Raw genomic sequence first — 22,916 nt, 5'->3', positions numbered from 1 at the left:
TGCGGGTCAGCGCCCGCCGTCGTCCCACGTCGGGCGGACCGGGCCGCCGACGATCTCGTCCCAGTCCGGTTCGCGGTGCCGACGGCGGGCCTCGTGCGCCTCGACCAGGTCGTGCAGGACCGCCACGACCAGGTCCGCGTGCGGCACGTCCGCGAGCACGACGGGGGCGTCGTCACCGGGGAACACGAGGACGTCCCCGGACCGCCAGACCCCCTGCATTCCGCGGCGGCGGACGGTCACGTCGTAGCCGCGTGAGTGCAGCAGCTCCCGCCTGGTCCGGGTGCCGAGCCCGTGCACGACGACGAGCCGCCTGGTGGTGACGACGTACCGCTGGGACATCCACCGCAGCAGCGGGACCAGGCCGCCGAGCACGACGAGCAGCACCGTCAGCGCGGCCACGACGGCGTTCACCCAGGCGAGCTGCGCGCGGAACACCCCGAAGCCGAACCCGCCGGCCATCGCGACGAGCACGACGAACACGGCCGGCCGCACCAGCCGCCGCGCGTGCGGCCGGAGCCGCGCGACGACGCGTTCGGGCGGCGGCTCGGCGGTCATGCCGTCATGCATACCGCAGGTGGGTGAGGTCCCCCACCGCGACGCCCCTGGAGCGGCCGTCCCGATCCCGGATCGTGATCCGGCCGTCGTCGTCGATCCCCGTCGCGTCCACCTCCTCGACGCCGCCGTCGGGCAGCTCCAGGCGCACGCGGCGACCGATCGTGCCGCACGCGGCACGGACGTGGGACCGGACCGCCTCGGCACCGGCACCGCCGTCGACCAGGGCGCCCACGGCCTCCAGGACGGCCGTCGTGAAGGCGGACAGCACCGCGTCGCCCAGCCCGACGGCATCGCCGGGCGCACCCGCCACGGCCAGCGACGTGGACGTCGGGGTCGGCAGCGCGTCCGCCGGGATGGTCAGGTTGACGCCGGCGCCGACGACGACGCTCCCGTCCGCGGCGACCTGGCAGAGGATCCCGCACACCTTGCGTCCGTCCACCAGGACGTCGTTCGGCCACTTCACCAGGACTCGCGGCTCGGACGTCCGGGTCGCGCTCGCGTCGGCGGCCACCGGCCGGGAGGCGTCGCCGCCGTCCCGGGCGCCGGGCAGCACCGTGGTCACCGCGTCGCGCATCGCGGTCCCGGCGACCAGCGGCAGCCAGCCGCGGTCGCGGTCGTCGAGGTCGGCCCGGACGAGCAGACTGGCCGCGAGCGCCTGACCGGCCGGCGCCGTCCAGGTGCGGTCGAGCCGGCCGCGCCCGGCGGTCTGGTCCAGGGTCGCGAGGACGCTGCCGTGCGGACGGTCCGGCGCGACGGCGAGCAGGTCCGCGTTCGTCGATCCGGTGCGGCCCGGGGCCTCGAACACCCCGCCGGCGGCCTCGGCGACGGCACGGGCGCGCGGGAGGGACGGCGACGCGGGTGTGGACATGCACGCAAATCTACGGGCAGGAACCGTGGGGGTCCTCCAACCGACCGCGTGGTGGCCGCCGGTAGGGTGAGCGGGTGACCACAGGAGACACCCCCGACCTCTCGACGACGGCCGGTCGCCTCGCGGACCTGCGCGACCGCTACCACGAGGCCGTGACCGCCGCGGGCGAGGCCGCCATCGCGAAGCAGCACGCGAAGGGCAAGGGCACCGCACGCGAGCGCATCGAGCAGCTCCTCGACGAGAACTCCTTCGTCGAGTTCGACGAGTTCGTGCGCCACCGCACCACCGCCTTCGGCATGGACGCGAAGCGCCCCTACGGCGACGCCGTCGTCACCGGCGTCGGCACGATCCACGGCCGCAACGTCGCGGTCTACGCGCAGGACTTCACCGTCTTCGGCGGGTCCCTGGGCGAGGTCGCCGGCGAGAAGATCGTCAAGGTCATGCAGCACGCCCTGAAGACGGGCGTGCCGATCATCGGCATCCTCGACTCCGGCGGCGCCCGCATCCAGGAGGGCGTGGTCGCCCTCGGCAAGTACGGCGAGATCTTCCGGCTGAACACCCAGGCGTCCGGCGTCATCCCGCAGATCTCGATCGTGATGGGTCCGGCGGCCGGCGGTGCCGTGTACTCCCCCGCCCTCACCGACTTCGTGATCATGGTCGACAAGACGAGCCACATGTTCGTCACCGGGCCCGACGTCATCAAGACCGTCACCGGCGAGGACGTCGGGTTCGAGGAGCTCGGCGGCGCCCAGACGCACAACGCGGTCTCCGGCGTCGCGCACTACCTGGCCGAGGACGAGACCGACGCGCTCGACTACGCCCGGTCGCTCGTCGGGTTCCTGCCGGACAACAACCTGTCCGACGCTCCCGCGTACGACGTCGTCCCCGAGCTCGAGACGACCGACGCCGACCACGACCTCGACACCGTCATCCCGGACTCGACGAACCAGCCGTACGACGTCACGACGATCGTCGAGCACATCGTCGACGACGGCGAGTTCCTCGAGGTCCAGCCGCTCTTCGCGCCGAACATCATGGTCGGTTTCGGTCGGGTCGAGGGCCGGACGGTCGGCATCATCGCCAACCAGCCGCAGGCGATGGCGGGCACGCTGAACATCGACGCCGGCGAGAAGGCCGCGCGCTTCGTGCGGTTCTGTGACGCGTTCGGCATCCCGATCCTGACCCTCGTCGACGTGCCCGGCTACCTGCCCGGCACCGACCAGGAGTGGACCGGTGTGATCCGCCGCGGCGCCAAGCTCCTCTACGCGTACGCCGAGGCCACCGTGCCCCTCGTCACCGTCATCACCCGCAAGGCGTACGGCGGCGCGTACATCGTGATGGGGTCGAAGCAGCTCGGCGCCGACATCAACCTGGCGTGGCCGACCGCCGAGATCGCCGTCATGGGTGGCCAGGGCGCGGTGAACATCCTCTACCGTGCCGAGATCAAGCGCGCCGAGGAGTCCGGCGAGGACGTCGCCGCGGTCCGGGCGAAGCTCGCGAACGAGTACACGTACAACGTCGCGTCGCCGTACCTCGCGGCGGAACGCGGGGAGCTCGACGGCATCATCCAGCCGCACGCGACGCGCGTCTCCGTCATCAAGGCGCTGCGGGCGCTGCGTGGCAAGCGCGCGTCGCTGCCGCCCAAGAAGCACGGGAACATCCCGCTCTGATGGGTCGTCACGCCGCCGCAGTACCCGTCGACGAGCCCGGCTCGGTCGGCCCGGACGTCCGCGTCGTCTCGGGCGACCCGTCCCCGGAGGAGCTCGCCGCCGTCATCGCCGTCCTCCAGCGGCAGGCGGACGAGGCCGCAGCGCTCGGACGCGCCGAGGTGTCGGTGTCCCCGCGCGCCGGGTGGGACGCCTCGGCTCGAGGCCTCCGGCGTCCCCTCGACCGCGGTGAGGGTGCCTGGAGCCGGTCGCTGCGCTGACCCGCTCGGCCGCATGCGCCGTCGCGTCCACGAGACCTCCGCCGAACCCGGCGGGGCTCTCGTCACGAGCGGGGGAAGCGGGCGCGGATGTACCCCTCCGGGTGGGAGCACGGACGGGGTCGGACGGCCGTTGCAGGGTGCACTTCCCGGTCGGTCTCCCCTCGCTCGGGGGACACGACGGCGGACGTGGCTCCGGATGCGGCTGTTCTGTCCCCCATAATGATGACTGACACGGCCGTGCGCAGCGGGCATAGTTGTTCGTGTTCGGTGTCCTTCTACGAAGAACATCGTTGGTCGGTGGCCGACTAGGGTACGACGCCGTCGACCAGCTGCGAGCCAGGGCGACATTCGGGTTGCCGCTCAGGCTCGGGTCGTGAACGGGCCGGTCCCTCGGGACCGGCCCGTTCCCCGTTCCGGGGCCCGTCCTGGCCGCCGCGGTCCGTCCTGGTCACCCCGGCCCGTCCTGGTCGCCGCCCGTGGACGGCCGTCGTCACGCGGTGACGTGCCGCGGGATCTCGAGCCAGAGCACGACCGAGTCGTCCTCGTCGCCGTCCTCGTCCTCCGGCCCGGCGCCGAGCGCCGCCGATTCGCTGGCCGCCGTGTCGAGCCGGAGTCCGACGATCGTGACGGCCGAGTCCGATCCCTCGGACACGGTCCGGACGATCACGTTGTCGGCATCGCGTGCGCCACGCAGCGCGTCGGCGATCTGGGCGTGCACGCGACGGAGGTCGTCCACCTCGAGGTCGTCGAGACCACCGTCGTCGTGCAGCTGGACCGTGGCGCCACGACGGCGGAGACGCATGACCTCGTCGCGGACGTCGTCGGACAGCAGGGACCGGCCGCGGATCTCGTCCCGGATGGCCTGCTCGAGGTGCAGGCACTCCGCACGCTCGTCGTCGGTCAGCTCCCCGCCCCGCTCGATGATCCGCTGCAGCATCGGCAGCGCCATGCGCGTGGTCTGGCTCAGCCGGAACTGCCGCTCGAACACGTGGGCGTCCTGCGCTGCCTGCCAGTCGGCGGTCTCCTGCTCGGCGCGGACGAAGTCGCGCGTCGCCCGGGTCGCGCGGTCCATCGCGACGGCGAACCCCGTCGCGATGGCGACCCACGTCACGCTCCCGGCGACGCCGAGGCCGGCGAACGCGCCCGGTCCCGCCCACGCGACGACGAAGAGCGTCAGGAACCCCACGCCCACCCACGCGAACGCCCGTCGACCGCGGACGACGAGCACCACCATGAGCGTGCCGACCGCAGCGACCCACCACGTCGTCGAGTCGTCCTTGTGGCCGAGGTCGACCACCGGCGCGGCGATCACCGGCATCACGAGCGCGGTGGCGAGGGAGAAGCACGCGGCCCAGACCGGGAGCACCCGGCCCGGGAGGACCAGTGCGACGGTGCTGGCCGCGGCGTAGAGGGCCATGCACGCGAGCACGGGGCCGACGTCACGCACCCACGCGAACGACGCGACGCCGAGCACCAGGTGGAACACCGAGAACAGCGCGGCGAGACCGATGGCGATGCCGGCGGGCAGCGAGACCCTCATGCGGTCGCTCCCGCGCTCCACTCGAGCCGGATCCGGGTGCCCGCGCCCGGGTTGCTCGCCACCACCGCGGTGCCGCCGACGGCCTGCACGCGCTCGATGATCGACCGACGGACCCCGAGCCGGGCCGCGGGTACGGCGGCGAGGTCGAAGCCCGCGCCGTCGTCCCCGACCTCGACGTGCACCGCGCTCCCCCGTTGCTCGACCCGGACCCAGCGCTCGACCTCGGGGCCGCCCGCGTGCTGCACGCTGTTGACGCAGGCCTGCAGCGCCGCCGAGGCCAGCGCGTCGGCGACCGTCGACGGGACCCGCAGTCCGCCGACGGGCGCGTCCCGCAGACGGACGGAAGCGGCGAGCACCCCGAGCGCGTCGACGATGCGGACGCGCAGGTCGTGCACCGTCACCGGTGGCGCCTCACCGGGCAGGTCCGCAGCGGCGGCCTCGAGGTGGTCGATGGCGTTCCGCGCCATCCGGGCTGCGAGCGCCTCGGCCTCCGGTGTCTCCGCCCTCGCCGCGGAGAGCAGGGTGGTGAGGACGCTGTCGTGCACGATCGCGTCGACCTGCACGCGTTCGACCTCGGTGGCGTGCTCACGGATGGCGTGCGAGTAGCGACGGACGGCGGTGGCCTGCGCGGCGTCGACGGCCGCTGCGGCGCGACGCAGGAGGACCGCGATGACGAGCACCGCACCGCTGAGGATCGCGGTGAAGACCCCCTGGAGCACGGCGCTGACGCCCGCGTCGCCACCGAGCGGGGTCAGCCGCACGGACACGTAGACCGCCGGCACGAGCGCCGTGTACACGGTCGCCCGCCACGGGGCGAAGCCCATCGCGGCCGCGGTCGACCCGACGGTGCAGAACCACCACGGCCACGGGGCCTGGTCGCCCGGGATCGGGGCGCGGACGGTCAGCGGCCACGTCACGAGCACGACGAGGAACAGCAGGGCACAGGTGATCTGCGCGGCCTGCGCGAGACGCTGCACGAACGCGGACGCACCGACGAAGAGGAACGACGCGCCGAGGGCCACTGCGGACACCGCGCCCCACAGGGGGTCCAGGTACGGCAGTTGGTGGACGACCGACGGCGCGTACAGCGCACCGAACCCGATCGCCGTCACGGCGATGAGGATCGCGAAGAGCCGTTCGACCGACGCCTGCGTGATCGCCGGCCGCACCCCACGCAGCGGGTCGATCCCGAACGGTGCGGGTTCGCCGGCGGACGGACCGCCGTCACCGGTGCCGACGCCCGCGGACGACGGCACCGGCGCACCCGCGGAGCGTGCCGGATCGGCCGTGGTGGCCATCGGCGTCAGCGGCCGTCGGTGTCGGGGTCGATGCCCGAGTCGAGCCCGGGGAGGATGCCGTCCTCGACCGCACGGCGGAGCAGGTCGACCTTCGTCGGAGCCGGCCGCCCGACCTCGACGTACTTCACCCGGATCCGGTCGAGGTACTCACGCGCCGTCGAGTACCCGATGCCGAGCTGCTGCGCGGCGAGCTTGAGCGGCAGGCCCGACGCGTAGAGGTGCAGGATCTCGCGCTCGCGGCGTCCGAGCTGCGCCTTCGCGAAGTCGCGGTCCGCGTCGATGGCGCTCGCCCACTCGAGGTTGTTGAGCACCTCGCCGCGGGCGACCGTCGCGACCGCGGCCATCACCGTCTTGGTGGCCGACGACTTCGGGATGACACCGGCGGCGCCGGCGGCGAGTGCCTCGCGGACACTGGCGACCCGGTCGGCGATGGAGTGCACGAGGACCGCGGAACCGGTGCCCTGCACACCCTTCACGTTCGCGGTCACGGTGGAGCCGTCACCGAGCGACAGGTCGAGAACGACGACGTCGACCTCGCGACCGTCGAGCTGCGCCACGTACTCGGGGACGCTCGCAGCGGTGAGCACCACCTCGAACCCCTCGTTCTGGCACGCCGCCTGGATGCCGAGCCGCACGGACTCGTGGTCGTCGACGATCGCGACGCGGACGGGCCTGGTGGCCAAGCCGGTCGCTCCGGTGCTGGTGTTCGTGTCTGCTGCCACGGTGGCCTCTCGTTCCGATGCACGCCCGGCCCCTGTCGCCGGGAGCGATCACCGACCAAGGATACCCAGGTCCGGACCCGCAACGGAGTTCCTGGTCACCGCGTCACACTGCGACTGGAGCCCCCGGGCTCAGGCGACGGGCACCAGGCGTGCGACGGCCTCCAGGTGGTGCGTGTGCGGGAACAGGTCGAACGCCCGCAGCGCCTCGAGCCGGTAGCCGAGGTCGGCGAAGGTGGCGACGTCCCGGGCCAGGGCGACCGGGTCGCAGGCGACGTAGACGACCTGTGCCGGCTGGAGCCCGGCGATCTGCACGACCACCTCACGACCCGCACCGGAGCGCGGCGGGTCGAGGACGACCGTGCCGGCGCGGAAGCGCTGCAGCTCCGGACGCGACGCGTCGGCGGCGGTCCGCGCGAGCCACCGGTCGACCCGACCGGTCTCCGCACGGGCACCGATCCACTCGGCGAGGTTCTCCTGGGCGTGCTCGGTGGCACGCGCGGCGCTCTCGACGCTCGTGATGCGGGCCTTCGGACCGACGACGTCGCCGAGCGCCGCCGCCAGCAGCCCGACACCGCCGTAGAGGTCGAGGTGCTGGCCCTCGGGGTCGAGCCGGTCGCGGTCCAGCAGGTCCTGCACGGCCTCGGTGAGCACGGCGGGCGCCTCGCGGTGGACCTGCCAGAAGCCGGTGTCGTCCACCGCGAACGAGCGCTCCCCGACGACCTCGGTGACCACGGTCGGCGTCTGCGTGTCGATCACGAGCCGCGCGCCCTCCGCCCCGCTCGGCGCGAGGACGTCGACGACGCTCGCACCCGGCATCGCGCCGCGGTCGAGCGGTGCGCCGTCCTGCACGCGCCGGGCCGCGAGCGGCAGCGACGCCACGGGGACCACGGTGTGCGAGCGTGCGGCGAAGGGCCCGGGCGTGCCGTCCTCGTCGACGTGCAGACGGACCCGGGTGCGCCAGCCGAGGCCGTCCGCGTCGTCGTCGCCGGGCGCCGACTCGACGGTGACGTCGTGTCCGAGGGCCTCGGTCAGGTCGGTCCGGGCGAAGCGCGCGAACGCGTCGACCAGGACGTCGTGCTTCAGCGTGCGCTGGTGCGCCAGGGCGATGTGCCCGAACTCGGCACCGCCGGCGCGCAGCGCGGGGTCGCGGTCGAGCGCGGCCTCGGGCCAGACGTGGTCGACGCGGTGCTCGCTCGGCGTGACGACGGACACCGTGTCCGCGCGCCAGAACGACTTCTTCCGGTCCTCGGTGACGCGGGCGACGACGCGCTCCCCCGGCACCGCGTCCGAGACGAAGACCACGCGCCCCTCGTGCCGTGCCACCGAGATGCCGCCGTGGGCGATCCCGGTGACGTCGAGTTCGAGCAGCGTTCCGACGGATTCACCCATGGTTCGATGTTCCCATGCGTCTGTACCTCGCGAGTACGTCCCCCGCCCGTCGCGCGCTCCTCGCCCAGACCGGCATCGAGCCGGTCCTCGTCGCGCCGGGCGTCGACGAGGACGCCGCGGTGGCGGCGGCGTCGACCTCGCTCGGGCGCGACCTGACCGGTCCGGAGCTCGTCGGCCTGCTCGCGGTCGCCAAGGCGGATGCGGTCGCCGACGCGCGGATCGCGGGCTCCGCCGTCGACGGCTTCGTGTTCGGCGGCGACTCCGCCTTCGAGGTCGACGGCGTGCTGTACGGCAAGCCGCACGACCCGGAGGTGGCGAAGGAACGCTGGCGGCAGATGCTCGCCGTCGGCGGCGGCACGCTGTGGAGCGGGCACTGCGTCGTGGACCGGCGCGCGGAACGGGACGCCACGGCGTCGCGGACGGGAGGCGCGGAACGGACCGGTGCCGTGCCTCCCGTCCGACAGGTGGACGCGTCGGGCGGCGGGCCGCTCGGCGTCGCCGGCCACCTGGGGCACGTCGCGCCCGGCGGGTCCGAGCTGGTCGTCGCCGGCGACCGGGTGGTCGCGGTCGACAGCGCGGTGCTCACCTTCGCCGACGACGTGTCGGCGGACGAGATCGACGCGTACGTGGCGACGGGCGAGCCGCTCGAGGTCGCGGGGGCGTTCACCATCGACGGTCGGGCAGCCGCGTACATCACCCGGATCGACGGTGCACCCTCCGCCGTCGTGGGACTCTCGCTGCCCGTGCTCCGGTCCATGTTGATCCGGGGGTTCGGCGTCGCCTGGCACGACCTGTGGGCGCTGTAGACATCCACACTTCTTCTGCGGCGTTCTTTGTCGATGCCGGTCAATTGCCGGTCGCGCCGCACGAATACGCTGATGAACCATGCCCCGTATCAGCAAGGTCCTCATCGCGAACCGCGGCGAGATCGCCGTCCGCATCATCCGCGCGGCCCGCGACGCGGGCAAGGCATCGGTCGCGGTCTACGCCGACCAGGACCGTGACGCCCTCCACGCCCGCCTCGCCGACGAGGCCTACGCGCTGAACGGCACCACGAGCGCCGACACCTACCTCGTCATCGACAAGATCATCTCGGTGGCCCGCCGCTCCGGGGCGGACGCCGTCCACCCGGGCTACGGCTTCCTCGCCGAGAACGCCGACTTCGCCCGCGCCGTCATCGACGCCGGGCTGGTCTGGATCGGTCCGTCGCCGGAGTCGATCGAGCGGCTCGGCGACAAGGTCTCCGCACGCCACGTCGCCGAGAAGGTCGGGGCGCCGCTGGCACCGGGCACGATCGAGCCCGTGCAGGACGTGTCCGAGGTGTTCGACTTCGTCGACCAGGTCGGTCTGCCCGTCGCGATCAAGGCCGCGTTCGGTGGCGGCGGTCGCGGGCTCAAGGTCGTGCGTGATCGCTCCTCGGTCGAGGAGCTGTTCGAGTCGGCGACGCGCGAGGCGATCGCGGCGTTCGGTCGTGGCGAGTGCTTCGTCGAGAAGTACCTCGACAAGCCGCGGCACGTCGAGACCCAGTGCTTGGCGGACGAGCACGGCAACGTCGTGATCGTGTCCACGCGCGACTGCTCGCTGCAGCGTCGCCACCAGAAGCTCGTCGAGGAGGCGCCGGCGCCGTACCTGACCGAGTCGCAGCAGGAGCGCCTGTACGAGTCGTCGAAGGCGATCCTCCGCGAGGTCGGCTACGTCGGTGCCGGCACGTGCGAGTTCCTCATCGGCGCCGACGGCACCGTGTCCTTCCTCGAGGTGAACACCCGCCTGCAGGTCGAGCACTGCGTCTCGGAGGAGGTCACGGGCATCGACCTCGTCCGCGAGCAGTTCCGCATCGCCGAGGGCGGGGTGCTCGACTACGAGGACCCCGCGCCGCGCGGCCACTCCTTCGAGTTCCGCATCAACGGCGAGGACCCGGGCCGCAACTTCTTCCCCGCGCCCGGCCCCGTGCACGCGTTCAACGCGCCGTCCGGCCCGGGTGTCCGCGTCGACTCGGGCGTCGTGTCCGGTGACGTCGTCTCGGGCTCGTTCGACTCGATGCTCGCGAAGCTCGTCGTCACCGGTGCCACGCGCGAAGAGGCGCTCGAGCGCTCACGCCGTGCACTCGCCGAGTTCGAGGTCACGGGACTGCCGACCGTCCTGCCCTTCCACCGCGCCGTCGTGTCCGACCCGGCGTTCGCCACCTCCGACTCGGAGCCGTTCTCCGTCTACACGCAGTGGATCGAGACCGACTTCCAGAACGACATCCCCGCGTGGAGCGGTTCGCCCGAGGAACTCCCGGCCCCGGCCGCGCGTGAGAGCGTCGTCGTCGAGGTGCAGGGCAAGCGCATCGAGGTCACCATGCCCTCGATCGTCGGCGGTGGCGCCACCGGTGCCGCCGGTCGTCGTCCGGCCGGTCCGTCCGCTCCCCCGAAGCGTCGTGCCTCCGGCGTGCGCGGGGGTCTGGCATCGTCCGGCTCCGTCACGTCCCCGATGCAGGCGACGGTCGTGAAGCTCGCGGTCGCCGAGGGTGACACCGTGGTGAAGGGCGACCTGCTCGTCGTCCTCGAGGCCATGAAGATGGAGCAGCCCGTGCAGGCCCCGCGCGACGGCGTCGTCACCGGTCTGAACGCCCCCGTCGGCCAGACGATCTCGTCCGGCCACGTCCTGCTCGAGCTGGCGTAGCGCGCCGCGGCGGGCGCCCGCCCGCGGGCGCCCGCGCCCCGCTCACGTCCGGCGACGCCCGAATCGCGCCCTCTGACGAACATCGCACCCCGGCCCTCCGGGGTGCGATGTTCGTCAGAGGGCGCGTCGCGCAGCCAGCCTCCACGCGCTCGCCCAGTTCCGCCCGAGCGGGAGGCCCGCCTCCGAGAGCAGGCGAGGCAGCTGGCCGGCGGGCAGCGCATCCGCCCAGGTGACGCGAGCGACGCCGCGCACCTCGTGGTGTCGACGGATCCGGTCCTCGCGCCGCTTCTCGTCCCAGAGCGTCTCGCGTCCCGTCACGGCGTACTTCTGGCGACCGTCGAACTCGACGACGACCCCGTGCTCCGGATACCAGAGGTCGACGCGGTCACGGAAGACCCCCTGATGGCGGAACTCGTGCTGCAGCACGGGCGACGGCGCACCGAGCACGATGCCGCCCCACCGCGTGATGCTCTCACCGGGCGACTCGGCGGCACCGTCGGCCGCGTCGACGAGGGTCCTCGCCCGGCGGTGGTTCCTGCTCGACCGCGCATCGAGGGCTGCGCGCAGGTCGGCCTTCGAGCACCCACGTCGGAGGACGGCATCGAGCACGACCACGGCGCGCCACGGATGATCCGACAGCGCGACGTCGGCCCCGGTCTCGGCGAGGGTCCCGACGAGCACGCCGTCGATCAGCACGGCGTCCGGACTCCGACCAGCTCCGCCCACCCGCTGGATCCGCGGCTTCACCTGTCCGCGGTCGCGGTCCGGATCGGTCACGACGACCCGGTCCCCGAAGCCGCCCACCCACGGCAGCCCGTGCATCGCGACCGCGGATCGGTGACTCACGACCGCCGCAGGTCCCTGCACGTCGACGAAGCTCCTGACCAGCACGCGGTGCCGTTCCTGCGCGGAGGCGTCCGCCCACTCGGCACGCGAGACGTACGAGCCGCGGTGCAGCCGCAGGAGCTCGCCGTGCTCGGCTGCCCGACGGACACCGGCTGCGACGCTGTCGGGGAGACCAGAAGTGTGGATGGGGTCGATCGTCATGCCGGCAGCGTGCACGACCAGCGGCACCGGAAGAGCCCGGAGACCGCTCCCTGTGGAGAGCGCCGCGCGGTCGCGCCCCCGCACGGACGTCGCACCCATGTGCTCAGAGGTGCGACGTCCGTGCGGGGGCGCAATCCGCCGCGGGGCATCCGCCGCGGGGCAATCGCTGCGGGGCGGCCGCGGTCCGGGACGGCGCCGCCCGCGCCCTAGGACACGAGGGGGCGGACGTCGGCGGCCAGGGCGTCGACGAGCGCCTGGGCCTCGGCAGAGGAGCCCGCGACCGTGTCGATGTAGACCTTCACCTTGGGCTCGGTGCCGCTCGGGCGGACGATCACCCGCGCACCGCCGTCGAGGTCGTAGCGCAGGATGTCCGACGGCGGGAAGCCCTCGACCCCGTCCCGGTAGTCCGTCACGCCGACGACCGAGCGACCACCGAGCGACGTCGGCGCCGAGGACCGCAGCGACGCCATGACCTCCCCGATGCGGGACAGGTCGTCCACGCGTGTCGAGACCTGGCCGGAGGCGAACGCCCCGAACTCCGCAGCGAAGGCGTCGAGCTGATCGGCGACGGTCTTGCCGGAGGCGGCGAGTCCGACGGCGAGGTCGAGCAGCGCGAGCGCCGCCGAGATGCCGTCCTTGTCACGCACGACCCCCGGGTCGACGAGGTAGCCGAGCGCCTCCTCGTAGCCGAACACCAGCCCGGGCACACGCGAGACCCACTTGAAGCCGGTCAGGGTGTCGCGGTACTCGAGACCGTACCGCTCGGCGACGCGGGCGAGCGCGGGCGAGGACACGATCGACGCGGCCAGCGCGCCGGTCTCCCCCGCCGCCTGTGCACGAGCGGCGGCACGCCACCCGAGGAGCCAGCCGACCTCGTTGCCCGACAGCCGACGGAACGAACCGGCTCCGTCCGGGATCGCGAGCGCGAGCCGGTCGGCGTCCGGGTCGTTCGCGATCACGAGGTCCGCACCGACGGCGACGCCCTGCGCGACCGCCAGGTCCATCGCGCCCGGCTCCTCAGGGTTCGGGAACGACACCGTCGGGAACGCGCCGTCCGGCTCGATCTGCTCGGGCACCACGACCGGCTCGGCGAAGCCCGCCGCGCCGAACACGGCGCGTGCGGTCTCCCAGCCGACGCCGTGCATGGCCGTGTAGACCACCTTCGGCTGCGCGTCGACCGGGAGGCGCGGGGCCGGCACGGTCGCGGCCGTCGCGGCCACGTACGCCTGCACCAGGGCGCCGTCCGCCACCGTGTAGTCCGTTGCGCGGTCGAGGTCGCGCACGTCGCCCGCCGCGACGGCGTCGATGGCCGCGGCGATCTCGCCGTCGACCGGCGGGACGATCTGGGACCCGTCGTCCTCGCCGCCGAGGTACACCTTGTAGCCGTTGTCCCGCGGTGGGTTGTGGCTCGCCGTGACCATCACGCCGGCGCCGACCCCGAGGTGCCGCACCGCGAACGCGAGGACCGGCGTGGGCAACGCCGAGGGCAGCAGCGTGACGTCGAGCCCGAGGCCCCGCATCACCTCGGCCGAGTCACGGGCGAAGACGTCGGAGTTCACGCGGCCGTCGTACCCGATCACGACGCTGCGGTCGCGGCCCGTGTCGATGAGGAAGCGGGCGAGTCCGGCGGCGGCCTGGGTGACCACGACCCGGTTCATCCGCTGCGGGCCGGCACCGAGCTCGGCGCGGAGGCCCGCGGTGCCGAACGCCAGGCGCCCGGAGAAGCGCTCGCGCAGCGAGGCGGCCGCCTCGGCGGAGCCGGACGTCGCGGCCGCGACGAGCGCGTCCAGCTCGGCGCGTGTCTCGTCGTCCGGGTCCTGGGCCGACCACGACCTGGCGGCGGCGAGCACGGCCTCCAGTCCGGCACCGGCACCATCTCCGGCCTCGCCAGCCACGGCACCCTCGCTCAGGTCACCGTCCGCGATGGCGCCGTCCGAGGCGCCGTCGTGCCGGGTCACAGCGCCGCCACCACGCGGGCGAGGAGGTCGGCGATGACCGGCTCCGCCTGCTTGCCGGCCTCGAGGACCTCGGCGTGCGACAGCGGGGTCTTCTGGATGCCCGCGGCGAGGTTGGTGATGAGGGAGAACCCGAGGACCTCCATGCCGGCCTGGCGGGCAGCGATGGCCTCGAGCGCCGTCGACATGCCGACGATGTGGCCACCGATCGTCTTCGCCATCTGGACCTCGGCCGGGGTCTCGTAGTGCGGCCCACGGAACTGCGTGTAGACGCCCTCGTCGAGGGACGGGTCGATCGACCGCGCGACCTCCCGCAGGCGAGCCGAATACAGGTCGGTCAGGTCGACGAACGTCGCGCCCTCGAGCGGGCTGTCCGCCGTCAGGTTGATGTGGTCGCTGATGAGGACCGGCGTGCCCGGCTTCCAGTGCTCCTTGATGCCACCGGCGCCGTTGGTGAGCACCATGATCGAGGCACCGGTGGCCGCAGCCGTGCGGACGCTGTGCACGACACGGCGCACACCGTGGTTCTCGTAGTAATGCGTGCGGGCGCCGATGACGAGTGCGTGCCGGCCGTCCTCGAGGCGGATCGAGCGGACCGTGCCGGAGTGCCCGGGCACCGCGGAGGCGCTGAAGCCGGGGACCTCGGCCGCGGGGATCTCGGACACGGTCTCGCCGATGATGTCTGCGGCCTTGCCCCAGCCCGAGCCCAGGGTCAGGGCGATGTCGTGCTGCTCGATGCCGGACCGGTCGGCGATGACGGCGGCAGCGTCGCGGGCGACCTCGAACGGGTCGGCAGCGGGATCGTTCAGCGGGTTCTCCGTGCTCATGCCCCAACTCTAGAGGCAGTGCCGGGAGCTGCTCAGTGCTCCCCGAGCGCCCGGTCGACCGCCTCGGTGATCTCGCCCTGGTCGAAGTGGTTCCGGATCACGATGACCTCGGCGTAGGTGTCGCCGATCGCCTCGACGAACTCCGCGCTGGTGAGGATGACGTTCGCGTCCTCGGCCGCGGTCCGCACGGACGCCACGTCCGCCGCCACGACCGAGGCCGAGAGTCCGAGGGCGTCGAGGGCCTTCTCGGCGTTCACCTTGAGGATCCCGCTCGACCCGATGCCCGCGCCGCAGATGGTCACGATCTTCACGCCGTCACCCCCATGATCGCCCGGACCTCGTCCGCCGAGGTCGCCGCCGTCAACCGTCCGGTGACGGTGTCGTCGTTGAACGTGTTCGCGATCTCGCCGATCGACTCGAGGTGGGCGCCCACCTCGGCCACGGCGAGCCCGAGGACGACCGACACGGGGTCGTTGTGGGCGTGCCCGAACACCACCGGTTCGCCGAGCGTGACGACGGCGAGGCCGTCGCGCAGCACCGCGGGGCCCGGTCGGGCGTGCGCGAACGCGAGTCCGGGTGAGATGACGATGTACGGCCCGTGCTCGTCGACCAGGTCGATCATCGCGTCGGTGTACGGGGGCGTTGCGGCCCCGGAGGTCACGAGCGCACCACCCGCGAGCCGGAGCGCCTCACGCCACGACGACGCGCTCGCTCCGAGCACGACGGCTTCGTCCGGCAGCGGCGGCAGGGGCATCGCCTAGGCCTCCTGGTGTCCTGCGGTGATGGTCGCGATGATCTCCTCCCGGTCCTCCAGCGGGAGGAAGGAGCCGAGCGCAGCGTTGATCTGGAACGCCGCGAGGTCGTCGAGGTCGTACCCGAATGTGCCGGCGAGGAGCGCGAGCTCCTTCGACAGCGAGGTACGGCTCATGAGGCGGTTGTCGGTGTTGACCGTCACCCGGAAGCCGAGCTGGTAGAGCACGTCGAACGGGTGGTCGGCGAGGTCGTCGCCCCACGCCGCGATCGCGCCGGTCTGCAGGTTCGACGACGGTGCCACCTCGAGCGGGATCTCCCGGTCGCGGACCCACGAGGCGACCTCGCCGAGCGCGGCCAGGGTCGACCCGTCGCCGGCGTCCGACAGCGTGACGTCCTCGAAGATGCGGACGCCGTGTCCGAGGCGGAGCGCGCGCCCGTCCACCAGCGCCGAGCGGATCGACGCCAGGCCGTCCGCTTCGCCCGCGTGCACGGTCGTCGGGAAGAGCTCGGACGCCAGGTACTCGAACGCGGCGCGGTGGTTCGCGGGCGGGAATCCGGCCTCGGCGCCCGCGATGTCGAAGCCGACGACCCCGCGGTCGCGGTGCCGGACGGCGAGTTCGGCGATCTCCAGCGAACGGTCGGCGTGCCGCATGGCCGTGATGAGCTGCCCGATGCGGATCGACCCACCCGCGGCGTCGACGGCCTCGGTGATGCCGGCCTGGACCGCCTCGACCGTCTCGTCGAGCGTGAGCCCGCCGCGCAGGTGCTGCTCCGGCGCCCAGCGGATCTCGCCGTAGACGACGCCGTCGGCGACGAGGTCCTCCACGAACTCCTTCGCGACGCGGTGGAGCTGCGGCGCGGTCTGCATCACCGAGACGGTGACGTCGAAGGTCTTCAGGTACTCCACGAGCGAACCGGAGTCCGCCTGGTCCGCGAACCACTGCCCGAGCGCACCGGGGTCGGTGGTCGGCAGCTCGATGCCCGCCTCGTCCGCCAGCTCGAGGATCGTCGCGGGACGCAGACCGCCGTCGAGGTGGTCGTGCAGGGAGACCTTGGGCAGGTCGTCGATGACCGCCCCGGCGTCGGGCAGGCGGTAGGTCGGGGCGTCGGCGCTCATGCGGTCCAGGCTATCGGTGGTCGCCGACTCCGCGCAGGGGCCTTTGGACAACGGGGTGCCGGACGCGCTGGAGGCTCCCCACGGTCGTGTGGGGAGCCTCCGTCCGCGCGTGGCGGGGTCAGCCCGTGATGCGCTCGCGGACGATCGGCCGGCGCGTCTCCGCCGCGTCGCCGACCGCCCACGCACCCTCGAGCGACTCGAGCGCCCGCTCGAACCGCGCCGGCTCGTCGGTGTGCAGCGTCCAGAGGGGCTGGCCCGCGGTCACCGTGTCGCCCGGCTTGACGTGCAGCTCGATGCCCGCGCCCGCCTGCACCGGGTCCTGCGCTCGGGCACGACCGGCGCCGAGGCGCCACGCTGCGATGCCGAACGGCAGGGCGTCCTGCTGCACCAGCACGCCGGACTCCGACGCGGTGACGACGTGCTGCTCCCGTGCGACGGGCAGGTCCGCCGACGCGTCGCCGCCCTGCGCCTCGATCATCCGCCGCCACGTGTCCATCGCGCGGCCGTCGGCCAGCGCCGCGGCCGGGTCCGCGTCCGGCAGTCCGGCGAGCGTGAGCATCTCGGTCGCCAGGGCGACGGTGAGCTCCACGACGTCGGACGGCCCGCCGCCCGCGAGCACCTCGACCGACTCGCGGACCTCGAGCGCGTTGCCGATGGTGAGCCCGAGCGGGACCTCCATGTCGGTGAGCAGCGCCGAGGTCGCGACGCCGGCGTCGTTCCCGAGGTCGACCATCGTCTGCGCGAGCTCCCGCGACGCCTCGTAGGTCGGCATGAAGGCGCCGGAGCCGAACTTCACGTCGAGCACGAGCGCGCCCGTGCCCTCCGCGATCTTCTTCGACATGATGCTCGACGCGATGAGCGGGATGCACTCGACCGTGCCGGTGATGTCGCGCAGCGCGTAGAGCTTCTTGTCGGCGGGTGCCAGTCCCGACCCCGCGGCGCAGATCACCGCACCGACGTCGGAGAGGACCTGCATCATGCGGTCGTTGGAGATCGACGCCTGCCACCCGGGGATCGACTCGAGCTTGTCGAGCGTCCCGCCGGTGTGACCGAGCCCGCGTCCGGAGAGCTGCGGGACCGCGACGCCGAACGACGCCACGAGCGGCGCGAGCGGCAGCGTGATCTTGTCCCCGACACCGCCGGTCGAGTGCTTGTCGACCGTGGTCTTGCCGAGCGAGCCGAACGACATCCGCTCCCCCGACGCGATCATCGCGAGGGTCAGGTCCTTGATCTCCCGACGCTCCATGCCGTTGAGGAAGATCGCCATCGCCAGCGCCGCCATTTGCGGATCCTCGACGTACCCGCGGGTGTAGGCGTCGACGAGCCAGTCGATCTCGGGCGTGCCCAGGGCGTCGCCCGAGCGCTTCGTGCGGATGAGGTCGACGGTGTCGAAGGGCTCGACGGACATGTGATCAGTGCTCCTGCTGGTAGGTGGCGAGGGTGCGGGGCCCGAAGGCGTCGGGCAGGACCTCGTCGATGGTGCGGATCCCGGAGACGGTCTCGAGCAGCATGCCCTCGGTCGAGTGCTCGAAGAGGAGCTGCCGGCAGCGTCCGCAGGGCATGAGCGTCGCACCGTCGCCGTCCACGCAGGTGAACGCGACGAGCTTGCCGCCGCCGGTCATGTGCAGCTGGGAGACGAGCGAGCACTCCGCGCAGAGGGTCACCCCGTACGAGGCGTTCTCGACGTTGCAGCCGGAGACGATGCGGCCGTCGTCCGTCAGGGCAGCCGCCCCGACCGGGAACGACGAGTACGGCGCGTAGGCGCGCCGCATCGCGGCGGTCGCGGCGTCCCGCAGGGCGCCCCAGTCCACGTCGTCGGCCGGGAGGCTCCCGGTCGCGTCCGCCGCGGTGGTGTCGGTGACCCCCTGGTCACCGTCGGCGTTGGTGTCGGTCACAGGTCGTGCCTCCAGTCCGGTCCGGTCAGGTTCGGAACGTTGCGGCAGGACACCGGTGTTCGCTCGTCGAACACCCGCGACAGGCGGTGTCCAGCGCGTACACCGGTGCCCTGCGGTGATGGGAAGGGGACGGCGGGCCTAGCTCTTGACGTAGGGCCTGCCGGCGGCGGCCGGTCCCCGCGACTGCCCGACCAGGCCGGCGACCGCGAAGATCGTGACGACGTAGGGCAGCATGAGCAGGAACTCGCTCGGCACCGGCGAGTCGATGGCACCGAGGATGTTCTGCAGGTTCGACGCGAAGCCGAACAGCAGCGCTGCGAGCGTCGCGCGGATCGGGTCCCAGCGCCCGAAGATGACGGCGGCCAGGGCGATGTAGCCCGCGCCCGCGGTCATGTCCTTCGTGAACGGGCCGACCGCGTCGAGCGTGAAGTACGCACCGCCGAGGCCCGCGATCGCGCCGGCGAGCGACACGTTCCAGAAGCGCGTCCGGGCGACGTTGATGCCGACCGTGTCCGCCGCCTGCGGGTGTTCGCCGACCGCGCGGAGGCGCAGGCCCCAGCGGGTCTTGAACAGCGCGAAGGTGACGACCGCGACCGCGACGTACGCCAGGTAGACGACGACCGTCTGCTCGAAGAACACCGGACCGATGACCGGGATCTGGTGCAGGACCGGGATCTCGACCCGCGGGAAGCGCACGCCCACGTTGAGCGTCTGCTCGTTCGGCGACAGCACCTGCGAGTACAGGAAGCCGGTCAGGCCCGAGATGAACGCGTTGATGACCACGCCGACGATCACCTGGTCGACCAGGTACTTGATGCTGAACGCCGCGAGGACGAACGACACGAGCACGCCGGCGACGAGGGCACCGACGAGACCGACCCACGCGGAGCCGGTGAGCGAGGCGATCATCGCCGAGGTGAACGCCCCCGCGAGGAACTGACCCTCGATGGCGATGTTCACGACGCCGACGCGCTCCGAGATGACGCCGCCGAGCGCACCGAACACGAGCGGGACGCTCAGTCCCAGGGCCCCCACGAGCAGACCGGGCACCGGGACGGTGTCCCCCGCGGCCGACCAGGTCAGGAAGCCGACGACGAACACGATCGCGAAGACGGCGGTGAGCCAGAGCGGGATCCTGCGGGCGCCGCGGACCTCCAGGACGGCGTACACCGTCGCGAGGGCGAGCAGCACGATGACGACGATCCCGGTCCCGGTCGCGGGCAGCGGGACGTTCGGCAGCGCGAAGAAGTCACCGCCGTTCGCCAGCCGGAACGTGGTGTCGCCCGGGCGGTGGAGGACGCCGAAGAACAGCAGGGCGAGCAGCGTGAACACGCCGAACGCGATCGGGGCCTTCCAGCTGCGGGTCGTCTCGACCGGGCGGTCGGACAGTGCCGGCGCGGGCGCCGCTGTGGTGGTGGTGCTCATGCGGCGACCGCCTTCCGGGAGTTCTTCGCGGCACGACCGCGGCGACGCGCACCCGGCTGCGGGATGCGGAAGATCGCGCGGACGAGCGGCGGGGCGGCGATGAACAGGACGATGAGCGCCTGGATCACGCCGACGATGTCGATCGGGATGTCGTTCGCGGCCTGCATGGCGTAGCCACCGTTCTTCAGCACGCCGAACAGGATCGCGGCCCAGAACACGCCCCACGGCTTCGAGCGGCCGAGGAGCGCCACCGTGATGGCGTCGAAGCCGATGCCCGCGTCGATGCCCGAGGTGAAGCCCGAGGTGACGGCACCCTGCACCTGGTACGCGCCGGCGATGCCGACGAGCGCGCCGGAGATCACCATCACCCAGATGGTCAGCGCCGGGACGCTCATGCCGGCGACCCGGGCCGCGCGCGGGTTCTCGCCGATGGTGCGGAACCGGAAGCCGAGCGACGACTTGTTGACGAGCCACCACACCACGACGACGGCGATGAGCGCGACGACGAAGCCGAGGTCGACGCCGTACCGCGGGCCGAACAGCGCCGGGAACACCGCGCTCTCATCGGTCGCGGGCGAGATCGGGTTCGAGCTGCCCGGCGCCTGCAGCAGACCCGGGGTGCGCAGCAGGTAGCTGACGAGGTACAGCGCCACGTAGTTGAGCATGATCGTCAGGACGACCTCGTTGGCACCGGTGCGGGCCTTGAGGACACCGACCAGGCCACCCCAGACCGCACCGCCGACGATGCCGGCCACGACCGCGAGCGGGATGTGGATCGCCGCGGGGCCGTCGAACGAGAAGCCGACCCAACCGGCAGCCGCGGCGCCGATGAGGATCTGGCCCTGGCCGCCGATGTTGAACAGGCCTGCGCGGAACGACAGCGCGATGCCGAGGCCCGCCGCGATCAGCGGCACGGCGTAGTCCACCGACCGGGTGATCGGCGCGATGGCCTGCGCGAAGGAGCTCGCGCCGAAGTTCACGACCGAGCCCTGGAACAGCGACGCGTAGGCGCCACCGACCGCGGTGCCGACCGCCTGGAACGTGTCGGTGGGCCGCGCGAAGAAGTACCCGGCGGCGGCGCGCACGTTCTCGTCGGTCACGGCGATCAGGACGCCGCAGGCGACGAGGGCGAGGACGACGGCGAGGACCGTCACGAGCACCGAACCGTTGACGATGCTCTGCAGCGCCGTGCTCCAGCGGTCACCGCCGGCGGCGCGGCGTTCGGTGTCCTCCGCCGAGTCCGTCATGAGGTGCGGAGTGCCCTCGACGTCCTGCAGTCGGTCGTCGGTGGGCGCCTCGGCCGGGGTCGCCGGCTGCGTGTTGTCTGGCGTGGGGGTGCTCACGCTGCCAGCTCCGTTCCTTCGGGGAGTTCCCCTGCCATCATGAGGCCGAGGACGTCGCGCGGGGTGTCCGCGGGGACGATGCCGACGATGCCGCCGCGGTACATGACCGCGATCCGGTCGGCGAGCGCCACGACCTCGTCGAGCTCCGTGGAGACGACGATGACCGGGACGCCGGTGTCGCGGGTGGCGACGATGCGCTTGTGCACGAACTCGATCGAGCCGACGTCGATGCCGCGCGTGGGCTGCGCGGCGACGAACAGCCGCAGGTCACGGCTCAGCTCGCGGGCGAGGACGATCTTCTGCTGGTTGCCGCCCGAGAGCCGACCGGCGGCGGTGGTGCGGGACGGCGTGCGGATGTCGAACTCGGCGATCTTCTCGTCGGCGAACGCGTCGCGCTCGGCCGCACGGATGGTGCCGGCGCGGACGAACTCGTCGTGGTCGGCGCGGTCGAGCATGAGGTTCTCGGCGATCGTGAACTCGCCGACCAGCCCGTCCTCCTTGCGGTCCTCCGGCACGAAGCCGACGCCCGCGTCGAGGACCTGCTTCACCGTGCGACCGGTGAGCTCCTTGCCGTCGAGCGTGATCCGCCCGGCGTGCACGGGCTCGAGCCCGATGATCGCCTCGGTCAGCTCGGTCTGCCCGTTGCCCTGCACGCCGGCGATGGCGAGGACCTCGCCGCGACGGACGGTGAAGGAGACGTCGTCGACGAGCACGACACCGGACGGGTCGGTGACGGTGACACCCTCGACGACGAGAGCGTCCTCGCCGCCGGACGCGGGCGTCTTGTCGACGACGAGCGAGACGGCGCGGCCGACCATGAGCGCGGCGAGCTCGTTGTTCGTCGCGGTCGGAGAGGCCTCGCCGACGACCTTGCCGAGGCGGATGACCGTGATCCGGTCGGCGACCTCGCGCACCTCGCGCAGCTTGTGCGTGATGAAGACAATCGCCGTGCCGGCCTCGCGGAGCTGGCGCATGATGCCCATCAGCTCGTCGGTCTCCTGCGGCGTCAGGACGGCCGTCGGCTCGTCGAAGACCAGGACCTTCGCGTCGCGGGACAGCGCCTTGATGATCTCGACGCGCTGCTGCACGCCGACGGGCAGGTCCTCGATGCGGGCGTCGGGGTCGACGTCGAACCCGAAGCGGTCGCTGATCTCGCGGACGCGCTTGCGGGCGCCGGCAAGGTCGAGGCGTCCGCCGAAGGTCGTCTGCTCCTGACCGAGCATGACGTTCTCGGCGACCGTGAACACCGGCACGAGCATGAAGTGCTGGTGCACCATGCCGATGCCCGAGCGCATGGCGTCACCGGGGCCGTCGAAGTCCTGGACGACGTCGTCCAGGAGGATCTCGCCCTCGTCCGCCTGGTAGAGGCCGTAGAGCACGTTCATCAGGGTGGACTTGCCCGCACCGTTCTCGCCCAGGAGGCAGTGCACCTCACCGGGTTCGACGGTGAGGGAGATGTGGTCGTTCGCGACCAGGGGGCCGAACCGCTTGGTGATCCCGCGGAGCTCGAGCTTCATGTTGTCTACTGCGTTCCTGTTGGTCAGCGCGTCACCCGTCGGTGGACGCGCGGAAACGCGGGCGGAGGATCGAT

21 protein-coding genes are annotated in these 22,916 nt (G+C 72.5%); 4 read left to right on the top strand and 17 right to left on the bottom strand.

Annotated features, from left to right (window positions below):
• Positions 1 to 6: 6 nt before the first annotated feature.
• Both DEJ23_RS04170 and DEJ23_RS04165 read right to left on the bottom strand, forming a co-directional pair.
• Positions 7 to 555, bottom strand: coding sequence for a PH domain-containing protein (locus DEJ23_RS04170; RefSeq protein WP_181429101.1), 549 nt, complete (start codon positions 553 to 555; stop codon positions 7 to 9).
• 4 nt (positions 556 to 559) lie between these two features.
• The gene (locus tag DEJ23_RS04165) at positions 560 to 1,423 is read right to left on the bottom strand and encodes a biotin--[acetyl-CoA-carboxylase] ligase (RefSeq protein ID WP_111238977.1); all 864 of its coding nucleotides are present in this window, start codon (positions 1,421 to 1,423) and stop codon (positions 560 to 562) included.
• A 74-nt stretch (positions 1,424 to 1,497) separates the two neighbouring features.
• On the opposite strand from DEJ23_RS04165, the gene DEJ23_RS04160 reads away from it, so the two are divergent.
• Both DEJ23_RS04160 and DEJ23_RS04155 read left to right on the top strand, forming a co-directional pair.
• Entirely contained in the window at positions 1,498 to 3,093 is a 1,596-nt protein-coding gene (locus DEJ23_RS04160) for an acyl-CoA carboxylase subunit beta (RefSeq protein WP_111238976.1), read from the top strand.
• Positions 3,093 to 3,350 carry an acyl-CoA carboxylase subunit epsilon gene (locus tag DEJ23_RS04155; RefSeq protein ID WP_111238975.1) on the top strand — a complete coding sequence of 86 codons (258 nt, stop codon included), beginning with the start codon at positions 3,093 to 3,095 and terminating at the stop codon, positions 3,348 to 3,350. The genes DEJ23_RS04160 and DEJ23_RS04155 overlap by 1 nt, the downstream gene beginning before the upstream one ends.
• 490 nt (positions 3,351 to 3,840) lie before the next feature.
• Here DEJ23_RS04155 and DEJ23_RS04150 read toward each other — a convergent pair whose 3' ends face one another.
• From DEJ23_RS04150 to DEJ23_RS04135, 4 genes are all read right to left on the bottom strand, one after another.
• A complete protein-coding gene (locus DEJ23_RS04150; RefSeq protein ID WP_111239053.1) occupies positions 3,841 to 4,890 on the bottom strand; it encodes a hypothetical protein in 1,050 nt (349 codons plus the stop codon).
• On the bottom strand, positions 4,887 to 6,188 hold the full coding sequence (locus DEJ23_RS04145) for a sensor histidine kinase (RefSeq protein ID WP_111238974.1): 1,302 nt from the start codon (positions 6,186 to 6,188) through the stop codon (positions 4,887 to 4,889). The genes DEJ23_RS04150 and DEJ23_RS04145 overlap by 4 nt, the downstream gene beginning before the upstream one ends.
• Before the next feature lie 5 nt (positions 6,189 to 6,193).
• A complete protein-coding gene (locus tag DEJ23_RS04140; protein WP_111227052.1) occupies positions 6,194 to 6,910 on the bottom strand; it encodes a response regulator transcription factor in 717 nt (238 codons plus the stop codon).
• 129 nt (positions 6,911 to 7,039) lie between these two features.
• Positions 7,040 to 8,299: a class I SAM-dependent RNA methyltransferase gene (locus DEJ23_RS04135; RefSeq protein WP_111238973.1), complete on the bottom strand. Its 1,260-nt coding sequence runs from the start codon at positions 8,297 to 8,299 to the stop codon at positions 7,040 to 7,042.
• Between the two features lie 14 nt (positions 8,300 to 8,313).
• Between DEJ23_RS04135 and DEJ23_RS04130 the strand changes: the two genes are divergently transcribed.
• Together DEJ23_RS04130 and DEJ23_RS04125 are read left to right on the top strand one after the other, a co-directional pair.
• Positions 8,314 to 9,105: a nucleoside triphosphate pyrophosphatase gene (locus DEJ23_RS04130; RefSeq protein ID WP_111238972.1), complete on the top strand. Its 792-nt coding sequence runs from the start codon at positions 8,314 to 8,316 to the stop codon at positions 9,103 to 9,105.
• Between the two features lie 79 nt (positions 9,106 to 9,184).
• The gene (locus DEJ23_RS04125; protein ID WP_111238971.1) at positions 9,185 to 10,963 is read left to right on the top strand and encodes a biotin carboxylase N-terminal domain-containing protein; all 1,779 of its coding nucleotides are present in this window, start codon (positions 9,185 to 9,187) and stop codon (positions 10,961 to 10,963) included.
• 114 nt (positions 10,964 to 11,077) lie between these two features.
• Here the strand turns inward: DEJ23_RS04125 and DEJ23_RS04120 are convergent, their stop codons facing one another.
• The 11 genes from DEJ23_RS04120 to DEJ23_RS04070 all read right to left on the bottom strand — a co-directional run bounded on the left by DEJ23_RS04120 (position 11,078) and on the right by DEJ23_RS04070 (position 22,842).
• Positions 11,078 to 12,010 (bottom strand): hypothetical protein, encoded by a 933-nt coding sequence (locus DEJ23_RS04120; RefSeq protein ID WP_146240186.1) that lies wholly within the window; start codon positions 12,008 to 12,010, stop codon positions 11,078 to 11,080.
• 206 nt (positions 12,011 to 12,216) lie between these two features.
• The gene (locus DEJ23_RS04115) at positions 12,217 to 13,905 is read right to left on the bottom strand and encodes a phospho-sugar mutase (RefSeq protein ID WP_375342261.1); all 1,689 of its coding nucleotides are present in this window, start codon (positions 13,903 to 13,905) and stop codon (positions 12,217 to 12,219) included.
• 59 nt (positions 13,906 to 13,964) lie between these two features.
• Entirely contained in the window at positions 13,965 to 14,792 is an 828-nt protein-coding gene (locus tag DEJ23_RS04110) for a purine-nucleoside phosphorylase (protein WP_111238969.1), read from the bottom strand.
• A 32-nt stretch (positions 14,793 to 14,824) separates the two neighbouring features.
• Complete coding sequence (locus DEJ23_RS04105) at positions 14,825 to 15,103, bottom strand: PTS sugar transporter subunit IIB (protein ID WP_111238968.1); 279 nt, start codon at positions 15,101 to 15,103, stop codon at positions 14,825 to 14,827.
• Positions 15,100 to 15,546, bottom strand: coding sequence for a PTS sugar transporter subunit IIA (locus DEJ23_RS04100; RefSeq protein ID WP_111238967.1), 447 nt, complete (start codon positions 15,544 to 15,546; stop codon positions 15,100 to 15,102). Before DEJ23_RS04100 ends, DEJ23_RS04105 begins: the two co-directional genes overlap by 4 nt.
• A 3-nt stretch (positions 15,547 to 15,549) precedes the next feature.
• A complete protein-coding gene (locus tag DEJ23_RS04095; protein WP_111238966.1) occupies positions 15,550 to 16,662 on the bottom strand; it encodes an adenosine deaminase in 1,113 nt (370 codons plus the stop codon).
• A gap of 118 nt (positions 16,663 to 16,780) precedes the next feature.
• On the bottom strand, positions 16,781 to 18,070 hold the full coding sequence (locus DEJ23_RS04090) for a thymidine phosphorylase (protein ID WP_111238965.1): 1,290 nt from the start codon (positions 18,068 to 18,070) through the stop codon (positions 16,781 to 16,783).
• Positions 18,071 to 18,074: 4 nt separating this feature from the next.
• Positions 18,075 to 18,473, bottom strand: coding sequence for a cytidine deaminase (locus DEJ23_RS04085; protein ID WP_123339066.1), 399 nt, complete (start codon positions 18,471 to 18,473; stop codon positions 18,075 to 18,077).
• Positions 18,474 to 18,695: 222 nt separating this feature from the next.
• A complete protein-coding gene (locus DEJ23_RS04080) occupies positions 18,696 to 19,982 on the bottom strand; it encodes an ABC transporter permease (protein WP_111238963.1) in 1,287 nt (428 codons plus the stop codon).
• A complete protein-coding gene (locus DEJ23_RS04075; protein ID WP_258375240.1) occupies positions 19,979 to 21,325 on the bottom strand; it encodes an ABC transporter permease in 1,347 nt (448 codons plus the stop codon). The genes DEJ23_RS04080 and DEJ23_RS04075 overlap by 4 nt, the downstream gene beginning before the upstream one ends.
• A complete protein-coding gene (locus tag DEJ23_RS04070) occupies positions 21,322 to 22,842 on the bottom strand; it encodes an ABC transporter ATP-binding protein (protein WP_111238962.1) in 1,521 nt (506 codons plus the stop codon). Before DEJ23_RS04070 ends, DEJ23_RS04075 begins: the two co-directional genes overlap by 4 nt.
• Positions 22,843 to 22,916 lie beyond the last annotated feature (74 nt).

The organism is Curtobacterium sp. MCSS17_008 (assembly GCF_003234185.1).
Classification (GTDB): domain Bacteria; phylum Actinomycetota; class Actinomycetes; order Actinomycetales; family Microbacteriaceae; genus Curtobacterium.
Note: the sequence above shows the minus strand (reverse complement) of the source record. Positions and strands in the feature narration are given on the sequence as shown.